The 26,261-nt window shown below is 36.8% G+C and carries 19 protein-coding genes; 5 read left to right on the top strand and 14 right to left on the bottom strand.

The genetic code is table 11. The annotated features are described in order from the left end of the window. Positions 1-13: 13 nt before the first annotated feature. Positions 14-1,927 (top strand): fumarate reductase/succinate dehydrogenase flavoprotein subunit, encoded by a 1,914-nt coding sequence (locus AC06G9_RS07920; RefSeq protein ID WP_153195111.1) that lies wholly within the window; start codon positions 14-16, stop codon positions 1,925-1,927. Positions 1,928-1,943: 16 nt separating this feature from the next. Beyond that, complete coding sequence (locus tag AC06G9_RS07915) at positions 1,944-2,690, top strand: succinate dehydrogenase/fumarate reductase iron-sulfur subunit (protein WP_346569137.1); 747 nt, start codon at positions 1,944-1,946, stop codon at positions 2,688-2,690. Between the two features lie 186 nt (positions 2,691-2,876). On the opposite strand, the gene infB is transcribed toward AC06G9_RS07915, so the two are convergent. The 4 genes from infB to AC06G9_RS07895 form a co-directional block, all read right to left on the bottom strand. Next, complete coding sequence (infB, locus tag AC06G9_RS07910) at positions 2,877-6,062, bottom strand: translation initiation factor IF-2 (RefSeq protein ID WP_045754912.1); 3,186 nt, start codon at positions 6,060-6,062, stop codon at positions 2,877-2,879. A gap of 106 nt (positions 6,063-6,168) precedes the next feature. Beyond that, on the bottom strand, positions 6,169-7,407 hold the full coding sequence (nusA, locus tag AC06G9_RS07905) for a transcription termination factor NusA (protein ID WP_045754911.1): 1,239 nt from the start codon (positions 7,405-7,407) through the stop codon (positions 6,169-6,171). 2 nt (positions 7,408-7,409) lie between these two features. Continuing rightward, the gene (gene rimP / locus AC06G9_RS07900) at positions 7,410-7,877 is read right to left on the bottom strand and encodes a ribosome assembly cofactor RimP (protein WP_045754910.1); all 468 of its coding nucleotides are present in this window, start codon (positions 7,875-7,877) and stop codon (positions 7,410-7,412) included. Between the two features lie 147 nt (positions 7,878-8,024). After that, positions 8,025-8,798: an XRE family transcriptional regulator gene (locus tag AC06G9_RS07895; protein WP_248754169.1), complete on the bottom strand. Its 774-nt coding sequence runs from the start codon at positions 8,796-8,798 to the stop codon at positions 8,025-8,027. Positions 8,799-8,898: 100 nt separating this feature from the next. Here AC06G9_RS07895 and AC06G9_RS07890 point away from each other — a divergent pair, with 100 nt between their 5' ends. After that, positions 8,899-9,222 (top strand): GIY-YIG nuclease family protein, encoded by a 324-nt coding sequence (locus AC06G9_RS07890; protein ID WP_045754908.1) that lies wholly within the window; start codon positions 8,899-8,901, stop codon positions 9,220-9,222. A gap of 34 nt (positions 9,223-9,256) precedes the next feature. On the opposite strand, the gene AC06G9_RS07885 is transcribed toward AC06G9_RS07890, so the two are convergent. Continuing rightward, positions 9,257-11,674, bottom strand: a complete 2,418-nt coding sequence (locus AC06G9_RS07885) for a penicillin-binding protein 1A (RefSeq protein ID WP_480957832.1) — start codon at positions 11,672-11,674, stop codon at positions 9,257-9,259. Positions 11,675-11,904: 230 nt separating this feature from the next. Between AC06G9_RS07885 and rpoN the strand changes: the two genes are divergently transcribed. Both rpoN and AC06G9_RS07875 read left to right on the top strand, forming a co-directional pair. Beyond that, on the top strand, positions 11,905-13,371 hold the full coding sequence (gene rpoN, locus AC06G9_RS07880) for an RNA polymerase factor sigma-54 (RefSeq protein ID WP_094771657.1): 1,467 nt from the start codon (positions 11,905-11,907) through the stop codon (positions 13,369-13,371). Positions 13,372-13,734: 363 nt separating this feature from the next. Further along, positions 13,735-14,784 carry a porin gene (locus AC06G9_RS07875; protein ID WP_480957831.1) on the top strand — a complete coding sequence of 350 codons (1,050 nt, stop codon included), beginning with the start codon at positions 13,735-13,737 and terminating at the stop codon, positions 14,782-14,784. Positions 14,785-15,006: 222 nt separating this feature from the next. Here AC06G9_RS07875 and AC06G9_RS07870 read toward each other — a convergent pair whose 3' ends face one another. From AC06G9_RS07870 to AC06G9_RS07830, 9 genes are all read right to left on the bottom strand, one after another. Then, the gene (locus tag AC06G9_RS07870) at positions 15,007-16,227 is read right to left on the bottom strand and encodes a tetratricopeptide repeat protein (protein ID WP_480957830.1); all 1,221 of its coding nucleotides are present in this window, start codon (positions 16,225-16,227) and stop codon (positions 15,007-15,009) included. A gap of 137 nt (positions 16,228-16,364) precedes the next feature. Next, entirely contained in the window at positions 16,365-17,528 is a 1,164-nt protein-coding gene (lysA, locus tag AC06G9_RS07865; RefSeq protein WP_045755787.1) for a diaminopimelate decarboxylase, read from the bottom strand. A 14-nt stretch (positions 17,529-17,542) separates the two neighbouring features. Further along, positions 17,543-18,856 (bottom strand): aspartate kinase, encoded by a 1,314-nt coding sequence (locus AC06G9_RS07860; RefSeq protein ID WP_480957829.1) that lies wholly within the window; start codon positions 18,854-18,856, stop codon positions 17,543-17,545. A 119-nt stretch (positions 18,857-18,975) separates the two neighbouring features. After that, positions 18,976-19,923: a D-2-hydroxyacid dehydrogenase gene (locus tag AC06G9_RS07855; protein WP_045755785.1), complete on the bottom strand. Its 948-nt coding sequence runs from the start codon at positions 19,921-19,923 to the stop codon at positions 18,976-18,978. Positions 19,924-19,931: 8 nt separating this feature from the next. Then, positions 19,932-21,005, bottom strand: a complete 1,074-nt coding sequence (serC, locus tag AC06G9_RS07850) for a 3-phosphoserine/phosphohydroxythreonine transaminase (protein WP_094771660.1) — start codon at positions 21,003-21,005, stop codon at positions 19,932-19,934. Between the two features lie 203 nt (positions 21,006-21,208). Continuing rightward, positions 21,209-21,466, bottom strand: a complete 258-nt coding sequence (locus tag AC06G9_RS07845) for a hypothetical protein (RefSeq protein ID WP_248754175.1) — start codon at positions 21,464-21,466, stop codon at positions 21,209-21,211. Positions 21,467-21,531: 65 nt separating this feature from the next. After that, positions 21,532-22,794 carry an NADP-dependent isocitrate dehydrogenase gene (gene icd, locus AC06G9_RS07840; protein ID WP_045752236.1) on the bottom strand — a complete coding sequence of 421 codons (1,263 nt, stop codon included), beginning with the start codon at positions 22,792-22,794 and terminating at the stop codon, positions 21,532-21,534. An 8-nt stretch (positions 22,795-22,802) separates the two neighbouring features. Further along, on the bottom strand, positions 22,803-24,926 hold the full coding sequence (locus AC06G9_RS07835) for a cation:proton antiporter (RefSeq protein WP_248754176.1): 2,124 nt from the start codon (positions 24,924-24,926) through the stop codon (positions 22,803-22,805). 113 nt (positions 24,927-25,039) lie between these two features. After that, on the bottom strand, positions 25,040-26,260 hold the full coding sequence (locus AC06G9_RS07830) for an ABC transporter permease (RefSeq protein WP_094771664.1): 1,221 nt from the start codon (positions 26,258-26,260) through the stop codon (positions 25,040-25,042). Position 26,261 lies beyond the last annotated feature (1 nt).

Below are 26,261 nucleotides of genomic sequence, written 5' to 3'. Positions count from 1 at the left end.
ATATTTTAAGAACATGAATTTAGATGCAAAAATCCCAGAAGGTTCTTTGGAAAAAAAATGGGAGAACTATAAAAAAAACGCCAAATTGGTCAATCCTGCAAATCGCAAAAAATTAGATGTCATTGTCATTGGAACTGGGTTAGCTGGAAGTTCCATCGCTGCATCATTAGGAGAAATGGGCTATAATGTCAAATCCTTTTGCTTCCAAGACAGCCCTAGACGTGCACATTCTGTCGCTGCACAAGGAGGTGTTAATGCAGCAAAAAATTATAAAAATGATGGTGACAGTGTGTATCGTATGTTTGTTGATACACTAAAAGGTGGTGATTTTCGTGCTCGCGAAGCAAATGTTTACCGTATGGCCGAATGTTCACTTAATCTAATTGACCAAGCAGTGGCTCAGGGAGTACCCTTTGGTCGTGAATATGGTGGCTATTTAAACAATCGCTCTTTTGGTGGGGTGCAGGTAAGCCGTACCTTTTATTCACGAGGACAGACAGGACAACAATTGTTATTAGGATCTTATCAGGCGCTTATGCGTCAGGTAGGAAAAAAAAGTGTCGCTTTATATAGTAGACATGAAATGTTAGATTTAGTTGTTATTGAGGGGAAAGCACGAGGTGTAATTATAAGAAATCTCGATACCGGTCAAATCGAACGGCATGCAGCACATGCAGTAATATTGGCAACGGGTGGCTATGGTAAAATATACTATCTTTCTACCTTAGCAATGGGATGTAATGGTTCTGCCATCTGGAGAGCCCATAAAAAAGGGGCTTTAATGGCTAGTCCAAGCTGGATTCAAATTCATCCTACTTCATTACCGCAATCTGGAGATTACCAATCCAAATTAACGCTGATGTCTGAATCATTGCGAAACGATGGAAGAATCTGGGTACCGAGTAAAGAAAATGAACAACGATCTGCCAATGAGATTCCCGAACAGGAAAGAGACTATTACCTAGAGCGTAGATATCCAGCTTTTGGAAACCTTGCCCCAAGAGACATCTCGTCTCGTGCAGCAAAGGAAAGGATTGATGCTGGCTTTGGAATCGGGCCATTAAAAAATGCAGTTTATCTTGATTTTGCTAAAGCAATTAAAGAACAAGGGATCGAGAAGATTAAAGAAAAGTATGGTAACTTATTCGATATGTATGAAAAAATTACCGGTTACAATGCATATGAAGTACCGATGATGATTTCTCCTTCCGCACACTTCTCAATGGGCGGTCTTTGGGTAGATTACGAACTGATGACCACAATTCCTGGATTATTTGCCTTAGGCGAAGCTAATTTTGCTGATCATGGGGCTAACCGCTTAGGTGCAAATTCACTCTTGCAGGCTTCTGTAGATGGATATTTTATAGCACCTTATACGATTGCAAATTATTTATCAGGGGATATCCATACAGGAAAAATATCGACAGATCATATTGAGTTCGAAAAAGCTGAACAAGAGGTAAGAGCACAATTGCATCGATTCAGCAATAGCAAAGGAGATAAAACCGTAGATTATTATCATAAAACACTTGGTAAAATATTGTATGACTATTGCGGACTCGTTCGAAATGCAAATGGATTAAAATTTGCAATCTCTGAAATAAGAAAATTAAGAGAAGAATTTCATAAATATGTTCATATTCCAGGAACTGAGGCAACCATGAACACCGAAATAGAAAAAGCAGGGAGAGTTGCAGACTATTTGGAAATTGGTGAACTGATGTGTTATGATGCAATTACAAGAAATGAGTCTTGTGGAGCACATTTCCGTGAAGAATATCAAACAACAGAGGGTGAAGCCAAACGAAATGATGAGGAATATCAATTTATTTCTGCTTGGGAATGGAATAATAATGAAATACCCCTATTGCATAAAGAGCCCCTATCCTTTGAAGTGATTCAACCAATTGTACGTAGTTATAAATAATACTAAAATTCAAGCTATGAAGTTACAACTGAAAATATGGAGGCAAGAAGGTAAAAACACTGAAGGCAAACTCGTAGATTATACATTAGAAAATCTCAATCCACATATGTCTTTTCTCGAAATGTTGGATACCCTCAATGAGAAACTCATATTGTCCAATGACACACCAGTAGAATTCGATCACGATTGCCGTGAAGGAATTTGTGGTCAATGTGGTATAATGATTAATGGAATTGCACACGGTCCTCTTAAAAATACAACGACCTGTCAATTACATTTGAGATCTTTTAAAGATGGAGAAATTATTATTATTGAACCATTTAGATCAGAAGCTTTTCCTGTTAAAAAAGATTTAAAAGTAGATCGCTCTGCATTTGATCGCATTATTTCCACTGGTGGGTTTGTATCTATCAATACAGGACAGGCACCAGAGGCACTCACCATACCGATTACACATGAAATAACAGAAGCTGCATTTGATTCGGCAGCTTGTATTGGTTGTGGTGCTTGCGTTGCCACTTGTAAAAATGGAAGTGCAGCACTTTTTACTTCTGCCAAAATCAATCATATGGTATTACTTCCGCAAGGTAAAGAAGAACGTCTATCACGTGTGATTGATATGGTACATCAAATGGATAAAGAACTTTTTGGGCATTGTACAAACACTGAAGCTTGTGAAGTAGAGTGCCCTCAAAGTATTTCGGTTCTAAACATTGCCCGAATGAACTATGAATATAATCGTGCGCAGATTTTAAAAAAGTAGATCAATAAGATGCCAATTAAAAATATGCCACCTTTGAAATCAATCAAATATGAAGTCAACAAAAAAAAGGTTGCACTTTTTTAAGTGCAACCTTTTTTTTATTTATTATCCTTCACAGGAATATTTTATACTTAAAGACTAAATTTAATTCATAATACAGCCTATTTATATAACGTAAATGGGATATTACAATTTACGTTTTACTTCAACTTGTTCGTAAGCTTCTACAATATCTCCTTCTTGGATATCGTTGTATCCTTGAATATTAAGACCACACTCATAACCAAATGACACTTCTTTCACATCGTCTTTGAAACGTTTCAATGAAGCTAATTTGCCTGTGAAAACAACAACCCCATCACGTACGATACGAATATCATTATTGCGGTTAATCTTACCATCCAATACCATACAACCTGCGATAGTACCAACTTTAGAGATTTTAAATGTTTCGCGGATTTCAACGTTAGCAACGATTTTTTCTTCAAATTTCGGAGCAAGCATACCTTCCATTGCAGATTTAAGTTCAGCAATAGCATCATAGATGATCGAATAAAGACGAATATCGATTTGCTCTTGCTCAGCCAATTTACGTGCACCTATAGATGGACGAACTTGGAAACCAATGATAATCGCATCAGAAGCAGAAGCTAACAATACATCTGACTCAGAGATTGCACCCACAGATTTGTGGATTACATTTACCTGAATCTCTTGTGTTGATAATTTCAATAATGAATCTGATAAGGCCTCGATCGAACCATCCACGTCACCTTTTACGATTACGTTCAATTCTTTAAAGTTACCGATTGCCAAACGACGACCAATCTCATCCAAAGTAATATGTTTCGTAGCACGCATACCTTGCTCACGTTGCAATTGAAGACGTTTATTCGCCACATTACGTGCTTCAGATTCGCTTTCCATTGTATAAAACTTATCACCTGCAGTAGGTGCTCCAGCCATACCCAATATCTGAACCGGCACAGAAGGACCAGCTTCTTTAACACGTTCTCCACGTTCATTGGTCAAAGCTTTTACTTTACCACTATGAGAACCTGCTAAAATTGGATCTCCTACACGTAACGTACCTCCTAAGATCAATACAGTTGTAACAATACCTCTACCTTTATCTAAAGCAGCTTCAATAACAGAACCTACAGCACGCTTATTAGGATCGGCTTTAAGGTCTAACATTTCTGCTTCTAATAATACTTTTTCTAATAAAAGATCAACATTTAATCCAGTTTTTGCTGAGATCTCTTGCGCTTGGTATTTACCTCCCCAATCTTCTACTAATATATTCATTTGAGACAACTGCTCTTTAATACGATCTGTATTAGCACCAGGCTTGTCTATTTTTGTAAATGCAAATACAATCGGCACACCAGCAGCTTGTGCGTGGTTGATCGCCTCTTTTGTTTGTGGCATCACAGCATCATCCGCTGCAATAACAATAATAACAATATCTGTTACTTTAGCACCACGGGCACGCATCGCTGTAAAAGCTTCGTGACCAGGAGTATCTAAGAATGTGATCTTACGTCCACCATCAAGTTGTACCGCATAAGCACCAATGTGCTGCGTGATACCACCTGCTTCACCGCCTGTTACGTTTGCTTTACGCACATAATCTAACAAAGATGTTTTACCATGATCGACGTGACCCATTACAGTAACGATTGGAGCACGAGAAACTAATGAATCTTCATTATCTGCTTGTTCAAGATCAGCAATTTCTTCATCTTCAGGTTTAATAAACTCGATTTGATAACCAAATTCATCAGCAACAATTGTTAAAGTTTCAGCATCTAGACGTTGATTAATAGACACGAACATACCTAAACTCATACAAGTTGCGATAATTTGTGTTACAGCTACATCCATTAAGTTTGCAAGTTCGTTTGCTGTCACAAATTCCGTAACGCGCAAAACTTTTGCTTGCATTTCTCTTTCTAATGCTTCCTCTTCTGCATTACTAGCTACATCGTCACGCTTTTGACGTCTCAATTTAGCACGTTGTGCGAATTTACCTGATTTACCAGCGCCACTTAAGCGCGCTAATGTTGCCTTGATTTGATCTTGAATTTCCTTTTCTGTAGGTTCCTCTTTTGGCTCATTAGGTCCTTTACCCCTATTATTGTTAAAAGGAGGACGACTTTTGTTAGCACCTGGACCTCCTGGACGGTTATGTTGTCCACCAGGACCACCTCCTGGGCGGTTTTGATTTACACCTGGAGCACCACCTGGGCGATTTTGGTTATTTCCAGCAGGATGATTTCCTCCAGTACGATTTGGATGAGTACCTCCACTTTGATTAGGACCACCAGTACGATTTGGATGAGTACCACCACCCTGAGGTGCACTTCCTGGGTTATTTGTACGCTTACGTTTACGTTTCTGATCATTGCCAGTAGCACTTGAAGAAGATGCTACAGGTTTATCTCTATGAGAAGGTCTTGCCGTTGGCAATTCAATCTTTCCAATTACTTTTGGACCTGTTAATCGTTCTGCCTTAGCACTAATGACTTCATCTGCAGGATTAACTTTTTTCTCTTCCTTTACAGGAGTTTCAACCGGTGCTTTTACAGCAGGTTTTTCATTTTTTGGCTTTTCTTCTACCACTTTCTTCTCTTGAACTTTTGGAGCTTCAGTTTTAACTTCAACTTTTTGAGGTGCAGCAATGACAACCTTCGGTGCTTCCTTCACTTTCTCCTCTGCTTTTGGTGCTTCCACTACCGGAACTTTTGGCGCTTCAACTTTCGGAACCTCTAATTTTGGCTCAGTTATTACAATAGGTTTTGGAGCAGCAGGAGTTGCTTCTTTAACCACCTCAGGCCTCTTCTCCACTTCCTTTGGAGTTTCAGCTTTCACTTCTGGAGTGTCTTCTTTTTTAGGTTTAGAACCTCTTTTCAAAGCATCTAAATCTATTTTACCAACGACTTTCATCCCTCCAGTATGCGTATTTGACGAACTTTCTTTTGCTTCATGTTCAGTTACTTTTTCAGTAGGCGTCTCATTTTTAACAGCATCCGATCCTTCTCTTGTATTAACTGCAACATTTTTAATCAAAATTTCTTTTGAAACTACAGTTTCTTCATAATCGTCATTTTTAGATGATTCTTTAGGAGAAGCGACTGGCGACTCATCACGACGAATTTTGCCAATAACAATTTGTTTAGCTTCATCTTTCACGATTTTGTCACCTTGAAACTCTTTCAACAGCACATTGTACATCTCTCCGGATAGCTTAGTATTAGGCTTGGCGTCGACGTCATAACCTTTTTTCACTAAACAATCTACGGCAGTAGATATGCCAATATTGAGTTCCTTTGCTGCTTTAAGCAGGTTTGTACCTTTTCCTTCAGTCATCTATTATTTTAACTAATTAAATATTTAATACAAAAATATGTTTTTTTTACATCTCTATAACAATTAAATTCGAAATAGAGATGAAAATAAATTATATGGCTTCATTTTATTCAAATTCAGCCTGCAAAATACGTAAAATCTCTTTTACCGTATCTTCTTCCAGATCAGTACGTCTGGACAATTCTTCTTCTGTCAATGCCAATACTGAACGTGCAGAGTCTAAACCAACACGTTTCAATTGATCAATAACCCAGCTTTCGATCTCATCGCTGAATTCTTCGATATCCACATCCTCATCAAATTCATCATTCTCACGATATACATCGATTTCATAACCCGTCAATTTACCGGCCAATTTGATATTGTGTCCACCACGACCAATTGCCAAAGATACTTGATCAGATTTTAAATACACAGCGGCAGTCTTATTTTCCTCATCAATTTTGATTGAGCTAATACGAGCTGGGCTCAATGCGCGTGTGATATAAAGAGAATGATTGGTCGTAAAATTGATCACATCAATATTTTCATTGCGCAGTTCACGAACAATACCATGAATACGAGATCCTTTCATACCAACACAAGCACCAACTGGGTCGATACGATCGTCGTAGGATTCAACAGCTACTTTAGCACGCTCACCTGGTTCACGAACGATTTTCTTAATTGTAATTAAACCATCGAAGATTTCAGGAACTTCAAGCTCAAATAAACGTTGTAAAAATTCTGGAGCAGTACGAGAAATAAGAATCTTAGGATTATTATTCATCATATCTACTTTATAAACTACTGCACGAATGCTATCGCCCTTCTTGAAATAATCTGCAGGAATCTGTTCAGTCTTTGGTAAAATCAATTCATTACCATCATCGTCCAAAACAAGTAATTCCTTTTTCCAGATTTGATAAACTTCACCAATAACCAATTCACCTTCTCGGTCTTTATATTTTTTGAAAACTTCGTCTTTCTCTAATTCCAATACCTTTGAAACCAAAGTTTGACGTGCTGCCAAAATAGCACGACGACCAAAGCTCTCTAATGTAATTTGTTCAATATAGTCATCACCGACTTCCAAATCAACATCAAATTTCTTCGCTTCTGTTAATTCAATTTCTAAATCATCATCTTCCGAAAATTCATCTTCAACAACAACGCGAGTTCTCCAGATTTCCAAATCCCCATTATCTGGGTTGACAATAACATCACAATTCTCATCTGTGCCGAAACGTCTACGGATCATACTACGGAATACTTCCTCTAACACAGAAATAACCGTTGGTCGGTCAATGTTTTTAAACTCTTTAAACTCTTGGAAAGAGTCAATCAAATTGATATTGCTGCTCATTTTTATTTAAATGAAATTAACACCTTAGTTGCTTTTATTTGTTCCAAAGGAATAATACGAGCAGCCTGCTGCGCCTTTTTTCCTTTTTCTTTTATTGTTTCTTCAATAGTAATCTGTGAGTCATCAACTTCAAGCAAAGTACCTTCAGCTTTCGTTCCATCATTTAACTTCACTTGTACATTACGTCCGATATTTTTTTCATACTGTCTTTGATGAACAAAATTAGTATCTATACCTGGAGATGAAACTTCTAGACGGTAAGCTTTTTCTACTACACCCTCTTCTTCTAGCTGGAATCCGACAAATTTGCTAACTTGTACACAGTCATCGATACTAATCCCTTGATCACCATCCAGTAAAACCTCCAAGACACTGTTTGGATGAAACTTAACACTTACAATAAACAAATCATCGCGATCTGCTATTTTTTCTTGAACGAGTTCGATAACTCTTTTCTCTACATTTTGCATATTCTGTCGAAATCGAATAAAAATACTGAAATCAATGAATTAAAAAAGGGGGCATACGTTGCCCCCTTCCTCTCAGATAGGACAAAGGTAAATATTTTTTTCAAACAATCAAAATTCGCATCAAAAAAGTTTACTTATAATCTACATTTAACCTTTATCAACAACCGAATTTATGGTTTTTTGCATTTCGGCCATCATGCTTGTTAGCGTCTCCATCGTAGGCTCATTACTAGGCTCCGGCAAGGTGGTACTAATAAATGCTTTTGCTCGCCATACTTCCATAATATCACCAGCCTCAACCCAGTAAGGATCATAACTTTTGTTATCCGAAACCAGCTTCAACCCTTTATCTTCCTTAAATTTATAAGCCACCCGCTTATATACAACACCTTCATCCTTGGAAACAATGACATAAGTATGTCCTGGTTTAATTTCATTCCAGTTTTCAACATATTCTGCCACAATGATAGATCCACTTGGTAGAGGTCGCATCGAATCTCCTTTAATTTCAAAAGCACGATAGGTCCCCTGATTGAACATAGGTAACGAAAATTTAGGCAAAGTCGCTACATACTCGGGATCAGAATAACCGTTCATATAACCAGCACTAGCCTTTACCGGAACAAGCTCTATATTCTCACGATCCTGCCCATCTACCGTTACACTCAATACACGTAAATTAGAAGCATTGCTTTTCGGTGCTCGTTTCCACTTATCATTAATCTCATCATTAGCAAGCTCATCCATTGATAGCTCATAAAATTCTGCTATCTTTTTTAGTAATTCATATTTTGGCTCAGCCCGATCCTCTTCATACGCCCCTACAGAAGCACGCTTTATTTCCAATAAATCGGCAAACTGCTGTTGTGTAAGTCTTTTCGTTTTTCTTAAAAACTTAAGATTGGAAGCTATGTTTGGCATATTTTTTAAAATTTAATTTTTAATATCTAAAAATATTAGTAATATTGTGCCAATAAAATTAGTAAAAATTATACAAATAACCAAATTTATTAGCTCAAACATGAAATCATACACATTATACATTATTACTGACAGCAATAGACACTTCCTAAATGTAGACATTACATCAGATTTCGCATTAATTGCAAACGAAATTAGAAGCAGCAGTAATATCTTTTTTCCAAACGGACCGCACTTAACACGCATCGTTTATATAGAAAAATTCGAATCTAAAGAAAAAGCTGAGAAAAGATTACTTGAACTGCGTCATTTTACCTTTATGCAAAAAGAAAAATTGATCCGCAAACAAAATGCCGACTGGAAAAATTTGTGTCCATTCCACATGAATACGGTAGAAAAAAAATCGGTTGCTTATACTTCATAAACAACCGATTTCCAAAAAATATCATATATTTACTTTACTCTACAGTATCGATCGAGTCAGGTGGTTTTGTCGCAACGACATCTCTTTCGGTAGATAATACATCAATGTTATCTCTCTGCTCAGGTGTTGACAATCCCTCTTCTTGAGTTGTACCTTCGCTACCACTATTTTCTAATTCCTCCAAAGGCAATTCGTCGTGTGTTGCTGTGGAATCTAACACTACTTCTTCTCGAGGAGGACGAGGTGTCTCACAATTATATTTCTTGGTGATTTCGACAGTAGGTGCTGGAAATTTACCCTGAGTATACCCTAGAGCTTTATCTTTGTATATAGCTTCCATAAACAAACCAAAGATCGGTAAAGCTGTTTTAGACCCCTCTCCTGTTTGTGAGTTTTTAAAGTGAATATTACGATCATCACAGCCTACCCATACTGCTGTTACCAAATCCTTTGTAACCCCCATATACCATCCGTCAACATATTCGGACGAAGTACCAGTTTTACCCCCTATCTCATTTTCTTTACTAAACAAGTCATATTCCCACAAGGCTTGTGAAGTCCCCCCTGGCTCCTCCATTCCACCACGCAACATATAAGTCATCAACCAGGCATCCTCTTTATCGACAACTTGTTTACGTTCAGGTTTAAAAGTTGCAATAACATTACCTTCATAATCTTCAATGCGCGAAACTAAAACCGGAGTCACACGCTCACCATGATTCATCATTGTTGAATATCCATTTGCCATCTCAAAAACTGAAACATCATTCGGCCCCAATCCAATCGATGCTACAGCACTCAATTTACTTTCTATACCAACACGATGAGCCGCTTCCACAATCTTATCCGCCCCAACTTTTTCCGTTAACTGCACGGTGATTGAATTTACCGAACGTGCCATTGCCCAACGCAAGGACATATCTCGGTAACTGAAATTCCAATCTGCATTTTTAGGCTCCCAAACTTCAATAGAATCGCCTTTATCAATTTTAATCGTGACTGGCTTATCTTGCATTTGATCACAAGGGGTCATGCCCGATTCCAAGGCAGCCAAATAAACAAATGGTTTAAATGTGGATCCTGCTTGTCGTTTTGACTGGTTTACATGATCATACTTAAAATATTGATGATCTATTCCTCCAACCCAAACTTTGATCTCACCCGAGTATGGATCCATACTCATCACACCCGTATTCAACATCGTCACATAATATTTGATCGAATCCACTGTGGACATCTGCACCTTCTCACGCAAGCGTTCACCTTTCCATGAAAAAACTTCCATTTCTTTTTTTTGATTCAGATAGTAATCCATACTATCCGTACGGTTATCGTATTTTTTAGCCAAAAATTTATAATAATCGGTTTTTTTAACCAAATTATCAATAAACCCAGGAATCACCTTACCGGACAGATCCCTCCAAGGATCTTCATTGCCCCATGCGTTTTTCAATCTTCTTTGCAATACTTGCATTTGCTTAGCTACAGCCTCCTCGGCATGCTTTTGCATTTTTGAATTGATGGTGGTGTAAATTTTTAAACCATCTTTATAAATATCTCTATCATTCTCTTCTGCCCATTTTTCCAACCAACGTTCTACAGCTGCACGCAAATATGAATCTTCTCCTGCATGTACATCCTTATTGTCCGCATGCAAGACTAATGGCTCTTTTGACAATTTTTCTACCTGTGATTGATCAATATAATCAGCTTTTGCCATTTGCGCCAATACAACATTTCTACGTTCACGCGACTTTTCTAAATTACGCATTGGATTATAGATTGTAGTTCCTTTCAGCATCCCCACCAATACTGCGGATTCATTGATACTCAAGTCACTTGCATTTTTACTAAAATAACGACGCGCAGCAGTTTGGATACCATAAGAATTATTACTAAAAGATACCGTATTCAAATACATTGTAATGATTTCATTCTTTTCATAACGGGATTCCAATTTATATGCTGTCATCCATTCTTTGAATTTGGTTACGATCAAACCCACACCTGGAATTTTTGCCAGTAAACCACCAGACTTATTATATCGAGTTCGATAAAGATTTTTTGCAAGTTGCTGTGTAATGGTACTTGCCCCCCTTTTATCCCCAGTTAAGGTCGAAATAATCCCCGATCCTAAACCCCAAAAATCAACCCCACTATGTTTATAAAAACGAACATCCTCCGTAGCGACCAAAGCATTTATCACATGCTTAGATATACTGTCAAAAGCAACGGGATTACGATCTTCATCGAAATACCGACCGATTAATACACTATCTGCAGTATACAATTCTGTTGAGATATTGACACTTGGCATCGTAATATCCTTTTTTGTAGGCGAGTAGCCAAAAAGCCCTAAAAAGTTAAGCTGTATAGCACAAACTAGGACGATTAAAAAATATATAGCGATCGCTATATAGCGTAAAAATTTATTCTTAATACGTTTGAACATACGGTAAAGGTCTAAAAATGTTTTGTGAAAACAAGCAAAAAAAATAAGCTTTTACATGCTGCAAAGAAGAATTAACGAAATTTAACATTTCGTTATTCCAAATCTGATAATTAGGATTATAAGAATCCATATTGCTACAATAATTATACCTAAATATACCACCTCAGTATTTTTGTTTCATTAATCGATATAATTTATTTAAATTTATCTTCGAATTAGTCATATAAAACATGTTAAAGCAAACCTTACAACAAAAGTTATTACAAAAACTATCTCCACAACAGATTCAGTTTATCAAACTTTTACAGGTTCCTACGGTATCTTTGGATGCACGCATTAAAGAAGAATTAGAAGAAAATCCAGCTCTTGAAGACGGCAGCTTAGCAAACATGGCTGAACCGAATGAGGAATACCCGGATCGTGACCCTGACGATACTTTCGATAGTGAAGAAAGCTATGACAGCGATGAGTTTAATGTAGATGAATATATTCAGGAAGATGATTATACCGATTATTCCAATAATTATAATTACTCTGATGAAGACGATGATAAAAAAGAGATTCCTATTGCTGTACAAGATTCATTTTTCGAAAAATTGCAACAACAATTAGATTTATTAGCTTTAGATGACCGTGATTTTCTAATTGGACAACAGATTATCGGAAGTTTAGATGATGACGGCTATCTACGTCGACCTATATTAAGTCTTATCGATGATCTAGCATTCTCACAGAATGTCATAGCGTCAGAAAGTGAAGTATTGGAGATGCTTAAAGTGATTCAAGATTTTGAACCTGCTGGCATTGGTGCACGTGATCTACAAGAATGCCTACTGATACAGCTGCAAAAGAAAGATCAAAATAATCCTACAGTTATTCAAGCGACCAAAGTAGTTAAAAATTATCTAGAAGAATTTACAAAGAAACATTACGATAAACTGGAGAAATCACTAGGATTAACATCAGAAGATCTTAAGAATATCGTTAATGAAATACTTAAACTAAATCCCAAACCAGGAGATTCAGGCGCTGTTGCAGGCAAACAACTGCATGTTATACCTGATTTTCATATCAGTAATAATGATGGTGTTCTTCATCTTACCTTAAATGGTCGTAATGCTCCAGAACTACGTGTAAGCCGCTCATACCAAAGTATGTTTGAACATTACGAAAAATCTAATCAAAAGGATAAAAAGATGAAGGAAGCGGTTCAGTTTGTTAAACAAAAACTGGATTCTGCTAAATGGTTTATTGATGCCATCAAACAAAGGCAACAAACTTTATTGAAAACCATGAATGCTATCATGGAGTATCAATACGATTACTTCTTAACAGGAGATGACGTCAAACTTAAACCCATGATTTTAAAAGACATTGCTGACCGTATTGGTATGGATATTTCAACAGTTTCTCGTGTAGCAAACTCGAAGTATGTACAAACAGAATTTGGAACTTTCCTTCTCAAATCCTTTTTCTCTGAAGCGATCCAGACCGAATCTGGGGAAGAAGTTTCGAATAAGGAAGTAAAAAAGATCTTAGAAGAATGTATTGCAAATGAGGATAAACGTAAACCACTAGCTGACGAGAAATTAACCGAAATTCTGAAAGATAAAGGTTATAATATCGCTAGACGTACTGTGGCAAAATATCGTGAAGCACTCAATATACCTGTCGCCCGCCTTCGTAAAGAGTTATAAAAACTGAAAAGCCACCAGTAGGTGGCTTTTTGTTATTTAGATTATTATCTTTGTTCCAAACAATAAATAAGAATTATATTCAAAATACAAATTGACTTGGTTATATTTCAATTTGAATAACGATAGTCGAAAGGGATCTCGTACAAAAAACTATCGCACATATAACTCATATTTTTGTGCTAATAACAAATATTTAGCTACCATATTCTAATATGATGTATTGATGAAAATTATCTCCAAAACAACCCAATAACGACCTTTGCATTACAGCATATGGAAATTTATTGATGGCTATCTATGTATCATTGTGAAATTATCATTACTTACTCAAAAAAAAACCTTACTATAATTTTTTAAAGACCAATGAGAGCAACAAAAATTGTTACCCTTACAGCCTTACTTGCGATCCTAACCTGTGCGGCAGAAGGGCAAGAACGAGATGATAGAGCTACTATCTTAAATTTCAAAGGAATTCAATTTCACAGCAAAGATTCCCTTTTCTACACGAACTTCAGATTTAGGATGCAAAACCGAGCAGGGTTTACCGAAAAATTAGACGGAGAAAAGAATGGTGAATGGGATGCCCGTGTTCGTAGACTTAGGATGCGTGTCGATGGTTATATTTACACACCTAAAATTAGCTACTCGTTGCAATTGGCCTTTACCAGAAGTGATCAAGATTTTGATGAAACCGGGATTCCTAATATTGTCCGTGACGCAGTTGTATTCTACAACTTTACAGACGATTTCTACATCAGTTTTGGGCAAAATAAATTACCAGGAAATAGACAACGTGTCAATTCTTCCGGACAGCTCCAGTTTGCAGATCGTTCCTTAGTAAATACAAGATTTACATTAGATCGCGATTTCGGTATGAGTGCCAATCTTAGCAAAAAAATTGGTGAAGTACCTATTAATGCTAAAGTAGCTATCTCTACAGGTGAAGGTAGAGCAGCAAGTGGTACAGATAGTGGATTATCTTACACAGGAAGGGTTGAATTTTTACCTTTTGGCAATTTTGAAAACGGAGGAGACTATTCAGAAGGAGATTTGGAAAGGGAAGAAACACCCAAGTTATCAATTGGAGGAGGATATAGTTTAAACGATAGAACGACACGAATAGGTGGTCAAACAGGTAAGTATGTTGAAAATCCTTTCACTTTAAAAACAAGCTTTGTGGATGCAATCTTCAAATATCAAGGATTTGCTTATCAAGCGGAATATATGCGTCGTGATGTCGACAATCCAATGAATATTGATTTACAAGGCAACACAGTCTATGCATATAAAGGATTCGGTGTGAACCAACAGATGTCATATTTGATGAATCATGGATATGAAATCGTCAGTCGATATACTTTTGTTCAGCCACACAAAGATATTCGAGCTTATGAAAAGCAGACAGGATCATAGAAGCTGGCATAAACAAATATATAAAAGCACATCGCCTAAAATTTAATCTAAGTGGAAATTATACCTTTAAAGATGGGCAATTTGACAATACTGATGAAAAAAATTCATGGGGATTTCTATTTCAAGTTGAGTTAGGAATATAATTACCCATATGTTCAGGATTAAATGAAAATCCCCTTAAACGCATCTGGCTTTTAGGGGATTTTTCAAAAAAAGATGAAGCTACTCCTCATCCAATTCTTCAAACTTTTGTAAATCTTCTTCAGCTCCGATTCTATCACCTAAGGATTCCTTAATCGCAGCACGGTATTGGTAAAGGTCCGAGTAGTATGGATTGAGATCAATAGCCCGATTATAATCGAGTAAAGCCTCCTCCTGCTTACCCAAACGTTCAAATACATCTGCACGAAGTACATATGGATAGAAGTCATCTTTCATCAGAGCGATCAATTTAGAATAATCAACGATTGCATCTTCGTCTTTTCCCAATCTTTCAAACAGCGAAGCCCGCTCCTCGTATATAGCTGATTGATCTGGATTTATGGACTCTGCTTTTTTATAATCGGCTAACGCATCCTTATCCTTCCCTAGGCATTCATGCAATTTTGCACGTAAAATATAAGCTGACACACAAGACTTATCCATTATTAAAGCTTGATCACAATCTTCTAAGGCCAATACGTACAAAGTCAACTTGCTATAAATAGCTGCTCGGTAGACATACCATTCCGCAGAATTAGATGACAACATTAACCCTTCAGAATATAAAGCAATAGCTTGCTGATAATCATAAATATGAACATATTCCAAAGCAAGCTTCGTTAAATTCTCCATATTATCAGGATTTTGTCTCCAAGATCTTTCGAGATCTTGGATATCTACTTGTTCCGCTTTGAGCGTTACCAAATAGGGAAGATGTTCATGCCATTCTAACAGACTATGATAATTAAAATCAAGGCGCTTTGCCACCTGATAATCATAAAAAGCACCTTCATCATCATCCAAATTACGATTCAGTATACATCGGCATGCATAAAAATAAGGTTCTTTTGGAAAATCTACGATAGCTTTGGTATAAATTTGAACTGCTTTTTCAGGTTCATCATGTATAAAATAGTGTAATGCTAAATAACTATAACCAAGCGGAGTTACTTGCACACTTTGAGCTTGTTGTAAATAATTTGCAGCATCAATTGAACCAGATTGTATTGCTGTCAACCCCTTCAATAAAAGTATTTCAGTAGCTTCTACATTTACATCGTCCAATTCAGCTAAGATCTCTCGATATCCAGCCGTGACCTCAGGTTTAAATTGAAGCAATTCTACGATTGGTAGATAAGCATACTTTGCTAATAAAGCAGTTGTATTACCCTTTAAATCAAAGTCTGAACCAACATGTTGGTGCCTAAACAATTTCTTAAGTATATCTTGAATCTGTTGCATTTACAAATGTACAAGGATGTACAGCAAAACAGAAATATATTTCAATCCTTTACTGAATTGATAACTGTCCGATTCGTATAAAAATAAAAAGGCTTAAACATTTGATAGTTTAAGCCTTTTTATTTTTATAGGATAGTTTACACTAATTCGTCGCTATAGACATAACGGATCTCTTCTCTAAGATTGTAACGCGAAGCCATAACTTCACCATAGGCACCAGCAGTACGTATCGCAATCAAATCTCCTCTTTTTGACTCTGGCAAAGTCACCTCTTTCCCAAAGCAATCTGAGCTTTCACAGATCGGCCCAACAACATCATAGTTGACAAATTCCTTCGAAGTAGCAGCATCCAATTTTTCGATTTTATGAAAAGCTTGGTACAAGGCCGGGCGCATTAATTCGGTCATTCCAGCATCCAAAATCAAGAAATTCTTCTTTACACCATTCTTCACATAAAGTACTTTACTAATTAAAGAACCACATTGTGCTACCAAAGCTCGCCCCAGCTCAAAGTGAACTTCTTGTTGCGCAGTTCTTTCCAAAAACTTATCAAAAATATCAAAATACGTTTCAAAATCAGGTATAGCATTGGTATCTGGATGATGATAATCTACTCCAAGCCCTCCCCCTACGTTCAATACTTTGATAGCTACACCACGTTCCTCAAACCAGTTCTTCCACTCATTTACCTTTACACACAAGCTCTTAAATACATTCATATCCGTTATTTGAGAACCAATATGAAAATGAAGTCCAATGAGTTCAATATTTTCACATTTCCGTATTACAGCAGCTGCTCTTTCTAATTCAGCATTTGTTACACCAAATTTATTTTCATCCAAACCTGTAGTGATATAATGATGAGTATGTGCATCGACATTGGGATTGATTCGCAAAGCTACCTTCGCTTTACGTCCCTTTACTTCAGCTAAATCATTGATAACTTCTAACTCCTGAATAGACTCTACATTGAAAGCAAAAATATCGTGCTCTAATGCTAAATTTATCTCTTTGTCAGACTTTCCTACTCCAGCAAAAGTGATCATCTTTGCATTAAACCCTGCATCAATGGCTTGTTGCACCTCATTACCACTTACGCAATCGGCACCAAAGCCCTTGCTTTGGATCATTTCAAGTAATCTACTATTAAAATTTGATTTCAACGCAAAATGTACATGAAATCCACGTTTACTGGATGCCTCATATGCTGCATCCAACGTATCTTCCAATACGTTCAGATCATAATAATAAAAAGGAGTTTCTTTTCCTATGAACTGATTTTTTATATTTTCATTTTTCATTTAGGCTATTTCAATTAAAATAAACGGTTATGTAATGAACGTAATGCCTCGACTTTATGATTTGTATCCAATAAAACAGAAACATTATAGTCAGAACCGCCATATGAAATCATACGTACAGGTAAGTGTTTTACCGCATCTAAAACACGCGCAGCATATCCATGCGTATTCAAGTCAAAATCACCTACTACACATACGATCGTTTGATGCTCATCAACTGAAACTGTTCCAAAATCCTCGACCTCTTTGATAATATCTTGCAGATTTTTTGTATCATCAATAGTAACCGAAACAGCCACTTCAGAAGTTGTAATCATATCAATTGGTGTTTTATAACGCTCAAATATCTCGAAAACACGACGTAAGAATCCGTACGCTAATAGCATACGAGAGGAATGGATATGAATGGCAGTAATACCATCTTTAGCAGCAATAGCACGGATACTCCCTTTTTGACCACCTTCTTTGCTAATAAGAGTGCCGGTTGCCTCTGGATCCATCGTATTTAACAAGCGAACTGGAACATTATACTTCTGAGCCGGAAAAACAGATTGTGGATGTAAAATTTTAGCTCCAAAATAAGCTAACTCTGCTGCTTCATCAAAACTCAAATGTGCGATAGGACTTGTATTTTTAACAATACGAGGATCATTATTATGCATACCGTCAATATCAGTCCAGATTTGAACCTCCTCAGCACCGATAGCTGCACCAATTAAAGAGGCAGTATAATCTGAACCGCCACGTCGTAAATTATCCACTTCCCCAAAAGAATTACGACAAATAAATCCCTGAGTAATGAATAACGTATTTTCTGGTACTTTAGCAAGTAAAGGTGTCAACCTTTCTGTAATAAAATCTACAACGGGCTCATTGTCTTCATCAATCTTCATAAAATCTAATGCCGGCAATAAAATAGACGGAACATTGATTTCTGTCAAATAAAAATGAAATAAAGCAGTAGACATCAATTCTCCCTGCGCCAAGATGATTTTATCTTCCACAGGAGTAAAAATTTCATTAGCAAAGCTTTCAATAAAATTAAAATGAGAATCAATCAGGCTTTTACCATTTTTATATCCCGCTTCAGTTTTGAACAATTCCTTAATAAGGTCTTCGTACTTGTCTTTATGCTTATTTATTAAATCCTTTGCCAAGTCTTTATCACCTGCAAGATATACTTGACCAATTTCTACTAAAGCATTTGTTGTCCCAGACACAGCTGACAACACCACAACCTGACGCTCAGAAGGGTTTACGATATCTAATAACCCTTTGATGCGTTCTGCACTACCGACAGATGTACCACCAAATTTTAAAATTTTCATACTGAATTACATTATATTTAAATTTTGCCGTGAATATAGGCAATTACTTAGTTTTTTTGCAAAAAAAAGCGGCACAAATACATAAAGTTTTTGTGCCGCATCAATTATTATGCGGAAGATTACTTCTTAAGATTCTCGATAATCAACTGTGCCAATTCAACACCTATACGTTCTTGTGCCTCATTTGTAGCCGCTCCAATATGGGGCGTCAACGAAATTTTTGGATGTTTTAAAATCTCTATTCGCGGAGTAGGCTCATTGTCAAACACATCCAAACCAGCAAATGCAACTTTACCTGAATCTAACGCTTCAATCAAAGCAAGTTCATCAATCACACCACCTCGAGCAGCATTCACTAAACCGACCTGATCTTTTAATAGCGCAAATTCAGCTTGACCAATTGCCGGTTTATCTAAGAATGGAACATGTAGCGTAATAAAATCAGATGTTTTTAATAAATCCTCCATTGCTATCTGATCTACAGGCAGCTCGACTTCAAATCCCTGTGTTAAAGACAACGTTAATGTTTTAGGACCATCGGCAAGATCGTAGTACACAACGTCCATTCCCAGACCTAATCCAATTTTTGCAGTCTCACGACCGATACGACCGAAACCAACAACACCTAAAGTTTTACCCCTAAGTTCAGTTCCACCAGCATATGCTTTTTTTAAAGCACCAAATTTACTCTCGCCTACTATGGGCATCTGACGGTTGGAATCGTAAAGAAAACGTACACCATTTAGTAGATGAGCAAATACCAATTCCGCCACAGATAATGAAGAAGCCGCAGGCGTGTTTAATACTGCTATTCCTCTCGAACGCGCATATTCAACATCGATATTATCCATACCAACACCACCACGTCCAATCACTTTTAAATTTGGACAAACATCAATTAGTGCTTGTCTTACTTTCGTTGCACTACGCACTGTAATAGCGTCGTATGCCTGTAATTTTTCCGCTAATTCTTCCTGCGGTATATGATTTGTATCTACTTCAAATCCGGCATTCTCCAAAAGTAATTTACCTGCTGGATCAATACCATCATTTGCTAATATTCTCATGATATAAATTAGATTTTATTTTTCAATTCTTCAAACTCCTTCATCGCATCTACCAATGCATTGATACTACTGATCGTTAGTGCATTGTAAATAGAAGCTCTAAAACCACCAACTGAACGATGCCCTTTGATACCAATCAACTCACGCTCTTTTGCCAAAGCCAAAAACTCTGCTTCTAACTCTGCAGAATCCATGATAAAGGTAACATTCATACGAGAACGATCTTCCAATGCAGCAGTTCCTCTGAAGAATGGATTGCGATCAATTTCATCATACAAAGTACGTGCTTTGATGATATTCTCTTGCTCAATAACTGCTACCCCCCCCTTAGCTTTCAACCAACGTAAGTTGAGCAACGAGACGAAGATAGAAAATACAGGTGGAGTATTGTACATAGAATCTGCAGCTATATGTGCAGAATAATCCAATATTGATGGAATAACTCGACCCGTTTTACCTAAAATCTCATCTTTTACAACTACTAAAGTAGCACCTGCAGGTCCCATATTTTTCTGTGCACCAGCATAAATTAAATCAAAATCAGAAACATTAATCTCACGACTCAAAATATCTGAAGACATATCAACCACTATGGGTGCATTTGAAACTGGTACATCAAACACTTCAGTACCATAAATTGTGTTATTCGATGTATAATGAAAGTAAGACGCATCTGCAGGAACAGTAAACTGTTTTGGTATATAAGTGTAGTTCTTATCGCTCGATGACGCAACGACCTCTACAGCTCCGATCTTCTTAGCCTCTTTAATCGCTTTAGAAGCCCAAACTCCAGTATCCAAATAAGCAGCTTTACCACCTTCTGGCAATAAGTTCATCGCTACCATAGCAAATTGCAAACTCGCCCCTCCTTGTAAGAACAAAATGGAATATCCTTGCGGTACATTTAACAATTCGCGAACCAATTTAGTAGTTTCATCCAATACCGCCTCAAATTCTTTGGAACGATGCGAAATCTCTAAGATGGATAAACCTGTATTATTAAAATCAATTACAGCTTGTGAAGCTTCTTGAAAAACTTCCTTTGGCAGAATGCAAGGACCTGCTCCAAAATTATGTTTCATCGATATATAGTTTGTTTTTGTATAGCTTTTCTATGTTTCGATTAAGCAAACGTTTGCTTTCCGAAGATCAAAGGTACAAGATTTCTTATTTAAATTTCAATAAAAAATCAATATTAATGAAATTTAGAAAAAACTAATGCCCAAATGATAAAAAGATAACATAAAACTGCTTTAAATTTGTTAAAAATGATATTATGTATAACCTATAATAAGATTACTTTCCAAGCTTGATCTACTTTATTTTTTTTTAATAAATCTTGAGCATAAAGTTGGAGATGTATTTGACGACTCGAATCATCACCAATAAAAGCATTAAGCAGATCAAAAATTTCCGGTTCATCTCTTATCGCATCAATCTCATCATCCTCAGGTAGCTGGTTCACGGTCAGCAGTTGCTGTATCTCTTCTGGTGTAAATACAGCCGAAACCTTAATAAAGGGGGGTAAATCTGAAAATTGCATATAAAAAAATTGACCTTTGAACAATAGTCAAAGGTCAACTTTATCTCTGGTATTTAAAACAGTTTTTACAACTTTTCAATAATATGATCAGCAAACGAACTCGTTTTAACAAGTGTAGCATTCTCCATTAAATTGTAGAAATCTATAGTTACAGTTTTATCTTTTATGGTCTCGCTCAATGCTTTAACAATCATATCAGCAGCTTCCTGCCATCCCATATATTCTAACATCATCACACCGCTCAAGATAACAGATGAGGGATTCATGGTATCCGTATTCGCAAAACGGGGCGCAGTTCCATGTGTAGCCTCAAAAACAGCATGACCTGTATTATAATTGATATTTGCTCCAGGAGCTATACCGATACCACCTACTATAGCCGCTAAAGCATCAGATATATAATCTCCATTGAGATTTAAAGTGGCGATCACCGAGTAATCACGTGGATTCAATAAAATCTGTTGCAAGAAATTATCGGCAATTACATCTTTAATCAATAATTTACCAGCTGCCATAGCTTCTTGCTGCTCAGCATTAGCAGCGGCATCACCTTTTTCTATTTTGGTACGTTCCCACTGACCCCAAGTATAGGTCTGATGTGCAAATTCTGTCTCAGCGAGTTCATAACCCCAGTTCTTAAATGCTCCCTCTGTAAATTTCATAATATTACCTTTATGTACCAAAGTAACCGAAGGAAGCTTGTGTTCTAGGGCGTGCTCAATAGCTGCACGGATCAATCGTTTAGATCCTAATTCCGAAACCAACTTAATTCCCACACCCGTACCTGTAGAAAAATTATAATCAACATGAAGTTCATCATGTAAGAAATCTTGAAGTTTAGCTGCATCTGATGAACCAGCGGCAAATTCGATTCCAGCATAGATATCTTCTGTATTTTCACGAAATATGACCATATTCACATATTCGGGATGTTTCACTGGTGAAGGCACACCTTCATACCACTTAGTCGGTCGCTGACAAACAAATAAATCAAGTTCTTTACGTAAAGCCACATTTAAAGAACGGATGCCTCCGCCAATAGGTGTTGTCAAAGGCCCCTTAATACCGATCAAATATTCCTTCAATATATCCAGCGTTTCTTGTGGCAACCACTCTCCAGTCATATCAAAAGCTTTTTCACCAGCCAATACCTCTTTCCAATCGATCTTTCTTTTACCACCATAAGCCACCTCCACAGCACGATTGAATACACGCACAGAAGCATGCCAAATATCGGGACCTATTCCATCTCCAATAATAAAAGGAATAATCGGTTGATCGGGCACGTGCAACGATCCATGCAAAGACTTTGTTATTTTACTCGCCATAGTTCAGTTTATTTATCTTTATTGAACATGTTCCCAATTTCCTTACTGATTTTTCTAAAAATCGGCGCCGCTTGTACATCTTCATATTCATCAATATGTTGATTGTCTACTCGACTAGGAAATACTAATACCACATTTTCATGGATACTTTCCAATTTCTTTGCCAAACCATCCAAAGAATCTCGATATGACACTTCCCCGTAACGTGAAGACACGTAAAATAGAAGTGCGTTATCCTCTCTAAATGATGCTAGTCCCTGTATATGATCCCAATCATCATACATCTTATAATTGACTGGAACTGAATTTTTGATTTCATCTAGAAATGCTTTAGTAGCGATTTCTGTACGCTCATCACACACAAAAGTGACCGAAATAGTAAGCTCCTGTCCTAATTTAAGCACCTTCTCAACCCAATACTCAAAACCAAATTCAGACTGCGCCAAAGGCGGTACAAATACAATAATCTTATTATGGGTAATAAATGGCTTTTTAAATCGACACATCATGACATTAGCAGAAGTACGATTTAAAATGCTTTCAGACTTCTCGCCAACGATTTTATCCACAAAATTGCTTGCGCTCGGCCATCCCAACAAGATACAATCAGCCATCACATCTTTTGCGGTTCGACTGATACCACTTGGGATATTGAAATCAATGGTTGTTGCAATATTGACTTCAGTCTCACTTCCTGAAGCATATTTAACAATATTATCCAAGTTTTTACGAGCAATTGCCATATTTTTCTCCGCCTGCTCATTATCCTTTACAACAGAAACAATACTAATCGGATAATGTGACTTTTTACTACGCATCAAAGTAGCAAAGTCCAAAAGCGGCTGCATATTCTCCATATTTGCCAATGGAATCAAAATATGCTCGTCATGTTCTTTTACAATATTGATATGGCTCTCATCTTGATCACCATCCATTACAATTTTTTTAGATGCTCCCTCCGTCACAATACTTGCTACTATACACGTCACTAAAATCAATAAGATCGTACCGTTCAAAACATTTTCATCAATGATCTCATTTTTATAACCGACCATTATCACAGCCAAAGTTGCCGCCGCATGTGAACTACTCAACCCAAAGATAACGTTACGTTGTCCTGCTGAATATTTAAAGACTAATTGTGTGATCCATGCCGCACCCCATTTACCTAATATAGCAACTAATGTCAATGTAGCAGCTATAATTAAAGCTTCTGGACCCCGCAATAAAACGCTTACATCAACAATCATCCCCACACTAATCAAGAAAAAAGGAATGAAAATCGCATTTCCAATAAACTCAATCCGATTCATCAGTGCCGAAGAATGGGGAATCAACTTATTCAATGCCAAGCCAGCAACGAATGCTCCTATAATAGGTTCAAGCCCCGCTATCTCGGACAAAAAAGCCGCGAAAAATACAATAGATAAAATAAAAATATAGTGAGAAGTTTTTTCACTTTCAATACGTTCGAAAAACCATTTGGCAATACGAGGGATAACACCAAACATGATAAAAAGGAAGATAGCAAACGATACACCTAAGGTAACCCAAAACTCTTGACCGATATTACCTTGGGAAGCACCTGTGATCACAGCCAGAATAATCAATACTGCGGTATCAGTCAATATGGTACCACCAATAGTAATAGCTACAGCTTCATTTTTCGAAATACCATAACTATTGACAATAGGATATGACACCAATGTATGTGTAGCAAACATACTTGAAATCAATATACTAGCCAAAATACCATAATCCAGAAAATAATAACATACTGGAAAACCGATGGCTATGGGAATAATAAAAGTAAAAAAACCAAACCATAAACTTTTATGCTTTGTTTTTTTAAATTCATTCATATCCAGTTCCAAGCCAGCAATAAACATAATATAGAGCAAACCGATTGTCGAAAACAGATCTACTGCCGAATTTTTCTCCAACCAGTTCAATCCGTGTGGACCAATGACCACTCCAGAGATAATCAAACCTATAATACCAGGGACTTTAATGGAACGTAATAAAATAGGAGACAATAAAATAATAAATAAGACAAGCGCGAAAATGAGTACTGGACTTTTTAAAGGTGCTTCAAAAGCATGCGATAAGTGATCTAATACGTTTCTATTCATAAATATATAAGCTAATTCAAGTATACATGTGCAAAAGTATTTCATATAGAAATCCCCCTACAAAACCTCTAAAAGTAAAATATTTATTCCGGAACTACAATTAAAGCAATCAATTATTTAAAAGAAATCGCGCGAATAGGACTGATTTTAGTAATCAATAGAGAAGGAATAAACAACGCTAACATACCAATCACGACCAATGAAATATTGATCAGCACAATATCGGTCCAGTATAGTTTAACCGCCACATAAGAGATGTAATAAGTCTGTTCATCCAATTTGAAAAAATGGGTATAATCTTGGAAGAAATATAGACCTAATCCGATAAAATTACCTAACAATAGCCCTACACCAATCAAATATAGCGCATTGTACATAAACACTCGTCGTACACCAGTATTATGAAAGCCCAACGCCTTTAGAATTCCAATCATCGAAGTACGTTCCAAAATGGTGATCAGTAAAGCTGAAACCATATTAATGATCGCTACTAAAGTCACCAGTATAAAGATTATTGTGGTATTCATATCAAGCAAATCTAACCATTGAAAGATATCAGGTACTTGATCACGAATACTTACAGCATGCATATCTACAGGTACAATATCATCAATTTCATTCGTTGTTTGTTGCAATTTAGAGAAGTCATGAATGCGTACTTCATATCCCCCAACAGCTGTACTATCCAAATTATTGAGTCTCCTAATCAAATTAAGAGAACCGATGACATACACCTTATCCAACTCTTCAGAACCCGAGTTATAAATACCTTTGATTTCAAATTTACGTTTCCGAATAGGCTGTTGCACAAAGTACATGATAAAATCATCGCCGACCTTAAGCATCAGTCTGTTCGCTAAATATTTAGAAATCAAAATCTGTTCTCCAGCACCTTCATTCTTATTAAAATTTAACGTATCTCCTTCAACTAGTATATTTTTTAAATAACGTTGATCATAGCCCGCATCTACTCCTTTTAGCAAAACTCCCTCGACCTCATCGTTGACATTGATAATTCCTGGTTTAGTAGCAAAAGAACTGATACCAACCACATTTTCATGATTTCTAACGGAATCTAATTGCAACGAATCTAAAGCAATCGGTGAATTTTCATAAGAATTGTTGAGATCATAACGAAGAACGATAATATCTCCAAAGAAACCACGTTGCTTGCCCGTAATTTCTGATTTGAATCCCCGCAATACACCCACAGAAAGAATGATCGCCGCGATTGCCAAGGCTATTGCCCCTATGGTAATGCGCACGATTAATTTAGAAAAAGTTCTTTTTCCTAAAAAAGTGATTCTCTTGGCTAAAAAGTATGGAAAATTCAAG

Source organism: Sphingobacterium sp. MAE (assembly GCF_056711605.1).
The sequence above is the reverse complement of the archived record's forward strand: the minus strand, read 5'-3'. Positions and strand labels throughout refer to the sequence as shown.

Bases quoted from the DNA above. Each gene is read 5' to 3' on its own strand.
- AC06G9_RS07875 (WP_480957831.1), top strand. From the start codon at position 13,735: ATGAGAGCAACAAAAATTGTTACCCTTACAGCCTTACTTGCGATCCTA.
- nusA (WP_045754911.1), bottom strand. From the start codon at position 7,407: ATGAGCAGCAATATCAATTTGATTGACTCTTTCCAAGAGTTTAAAGAG.
- infB (WP_045754912.1), bottom strand. From the start codon at position 6,062: ATGACTGAAGGAAAAGGTACAAACCTGCTTAAAGCAGCAAAGGAACTC.
- AC06G9_RS07890 (WP_045754908.1), top strand. From the start codon at position 8,899: ATGAAATCATACACATTATACATTATTACTGACAGCAATAGACACTTC.
- serC (WP_094771660.1), bottom strand. From the start codon at position 21,005: ATGAAACATAATTTTGGAGCAGGTCCTTGCATTCTGCCAAAGGAAGTT.
- AC06G9_RS07845 (WP_248754175.1), bottom strand. From the start codon at position 21,466: ATGCAATTTTCAGATTTACCCCCCTTTATTAAGGTTTCGGCTGTATTT.
- AC06G9_RS07835 (WP_248754176.1), bottom strand. From the start codon at position 24,926: ATGAATAGAAACGTATTAGATCACTTATCGCATGCTTTTGAAGCACCT.
- rpoN (WP_094771657.1), top strand. From the start codon at position 11,905: ATGTTAAAGCAAACCTTACAACAAAAGTTATTACAAAAACTATCTCCA.
- AC06G9_RS07920 (WP_153195111.1), top strand. From the start codon at position 14: ATGAATTTAGATGCAAAAATCCCAGAAGGTTCTTTGGAAAAAAAATGG.
- AC06G9_RS07855 (WP_045755785.1), bottom strand. From the start codon at position 19,923: ATGAGAATATTAGCAAATGATGGTATTGATCCAGCAGGTAAATTACTT.
- lysA (WP_045755787.1), bottom strand. From the start codon at position 17,528: ATGAAAAATGAAAATATAAAAAATCAGTTCATAGGAAAAGAAACTCCT.
- AC06G9_RS07870 (WP_480957830.1), bottom strand. From the start codon at position 16,227: ATGCAACAGATTCAAGATATACTTAAGAAATTGTTTAGGCACCAACAT.
- rimP (WP_045754910.1), bottom strand. From the start codon at position 7,877: ATGCAAAATGTAGAGAAAAGAGTTATCGAACTCGTTCAAGAAAAAATA.
- AC06G9_RS07895 (WP_248754169.1), bottom strand. From the start codon at position 8,798: ATGCCAAACATAGCTTCCAATCTTAAGTTTTTAAGAAAAACGAAAAGA.
- AC06G9_RS07915 (WP_346569137.1), top strand. From the start codon at position 1,944: ATGAAGTTACAACTGAAAATATGGAGGCAAGAAGGTAAAAACACTGAA.
- AC06G9_RS07860 (WP_480957829.1), bottom strand. From the start codon at position 18,856: ATGAAAATTTTAAAATTTGGTGGTACATCTGTCGGTAGTGCAGAACGC.
- icd (WP_045752236.1), bottom strand. From the start codon at position 22,794: ATGGCGAGTAAAATAACAAAGTCTTTGCATGGATCGTTGCACGTGCCC.
- AC06G9_RS07885 (WP_480957832.1), bottom strand. From the start codon at position 11,674: ATGTTCAAACGTATTAAGAATAAATTTTTACGCTATATAGCGATCGCT.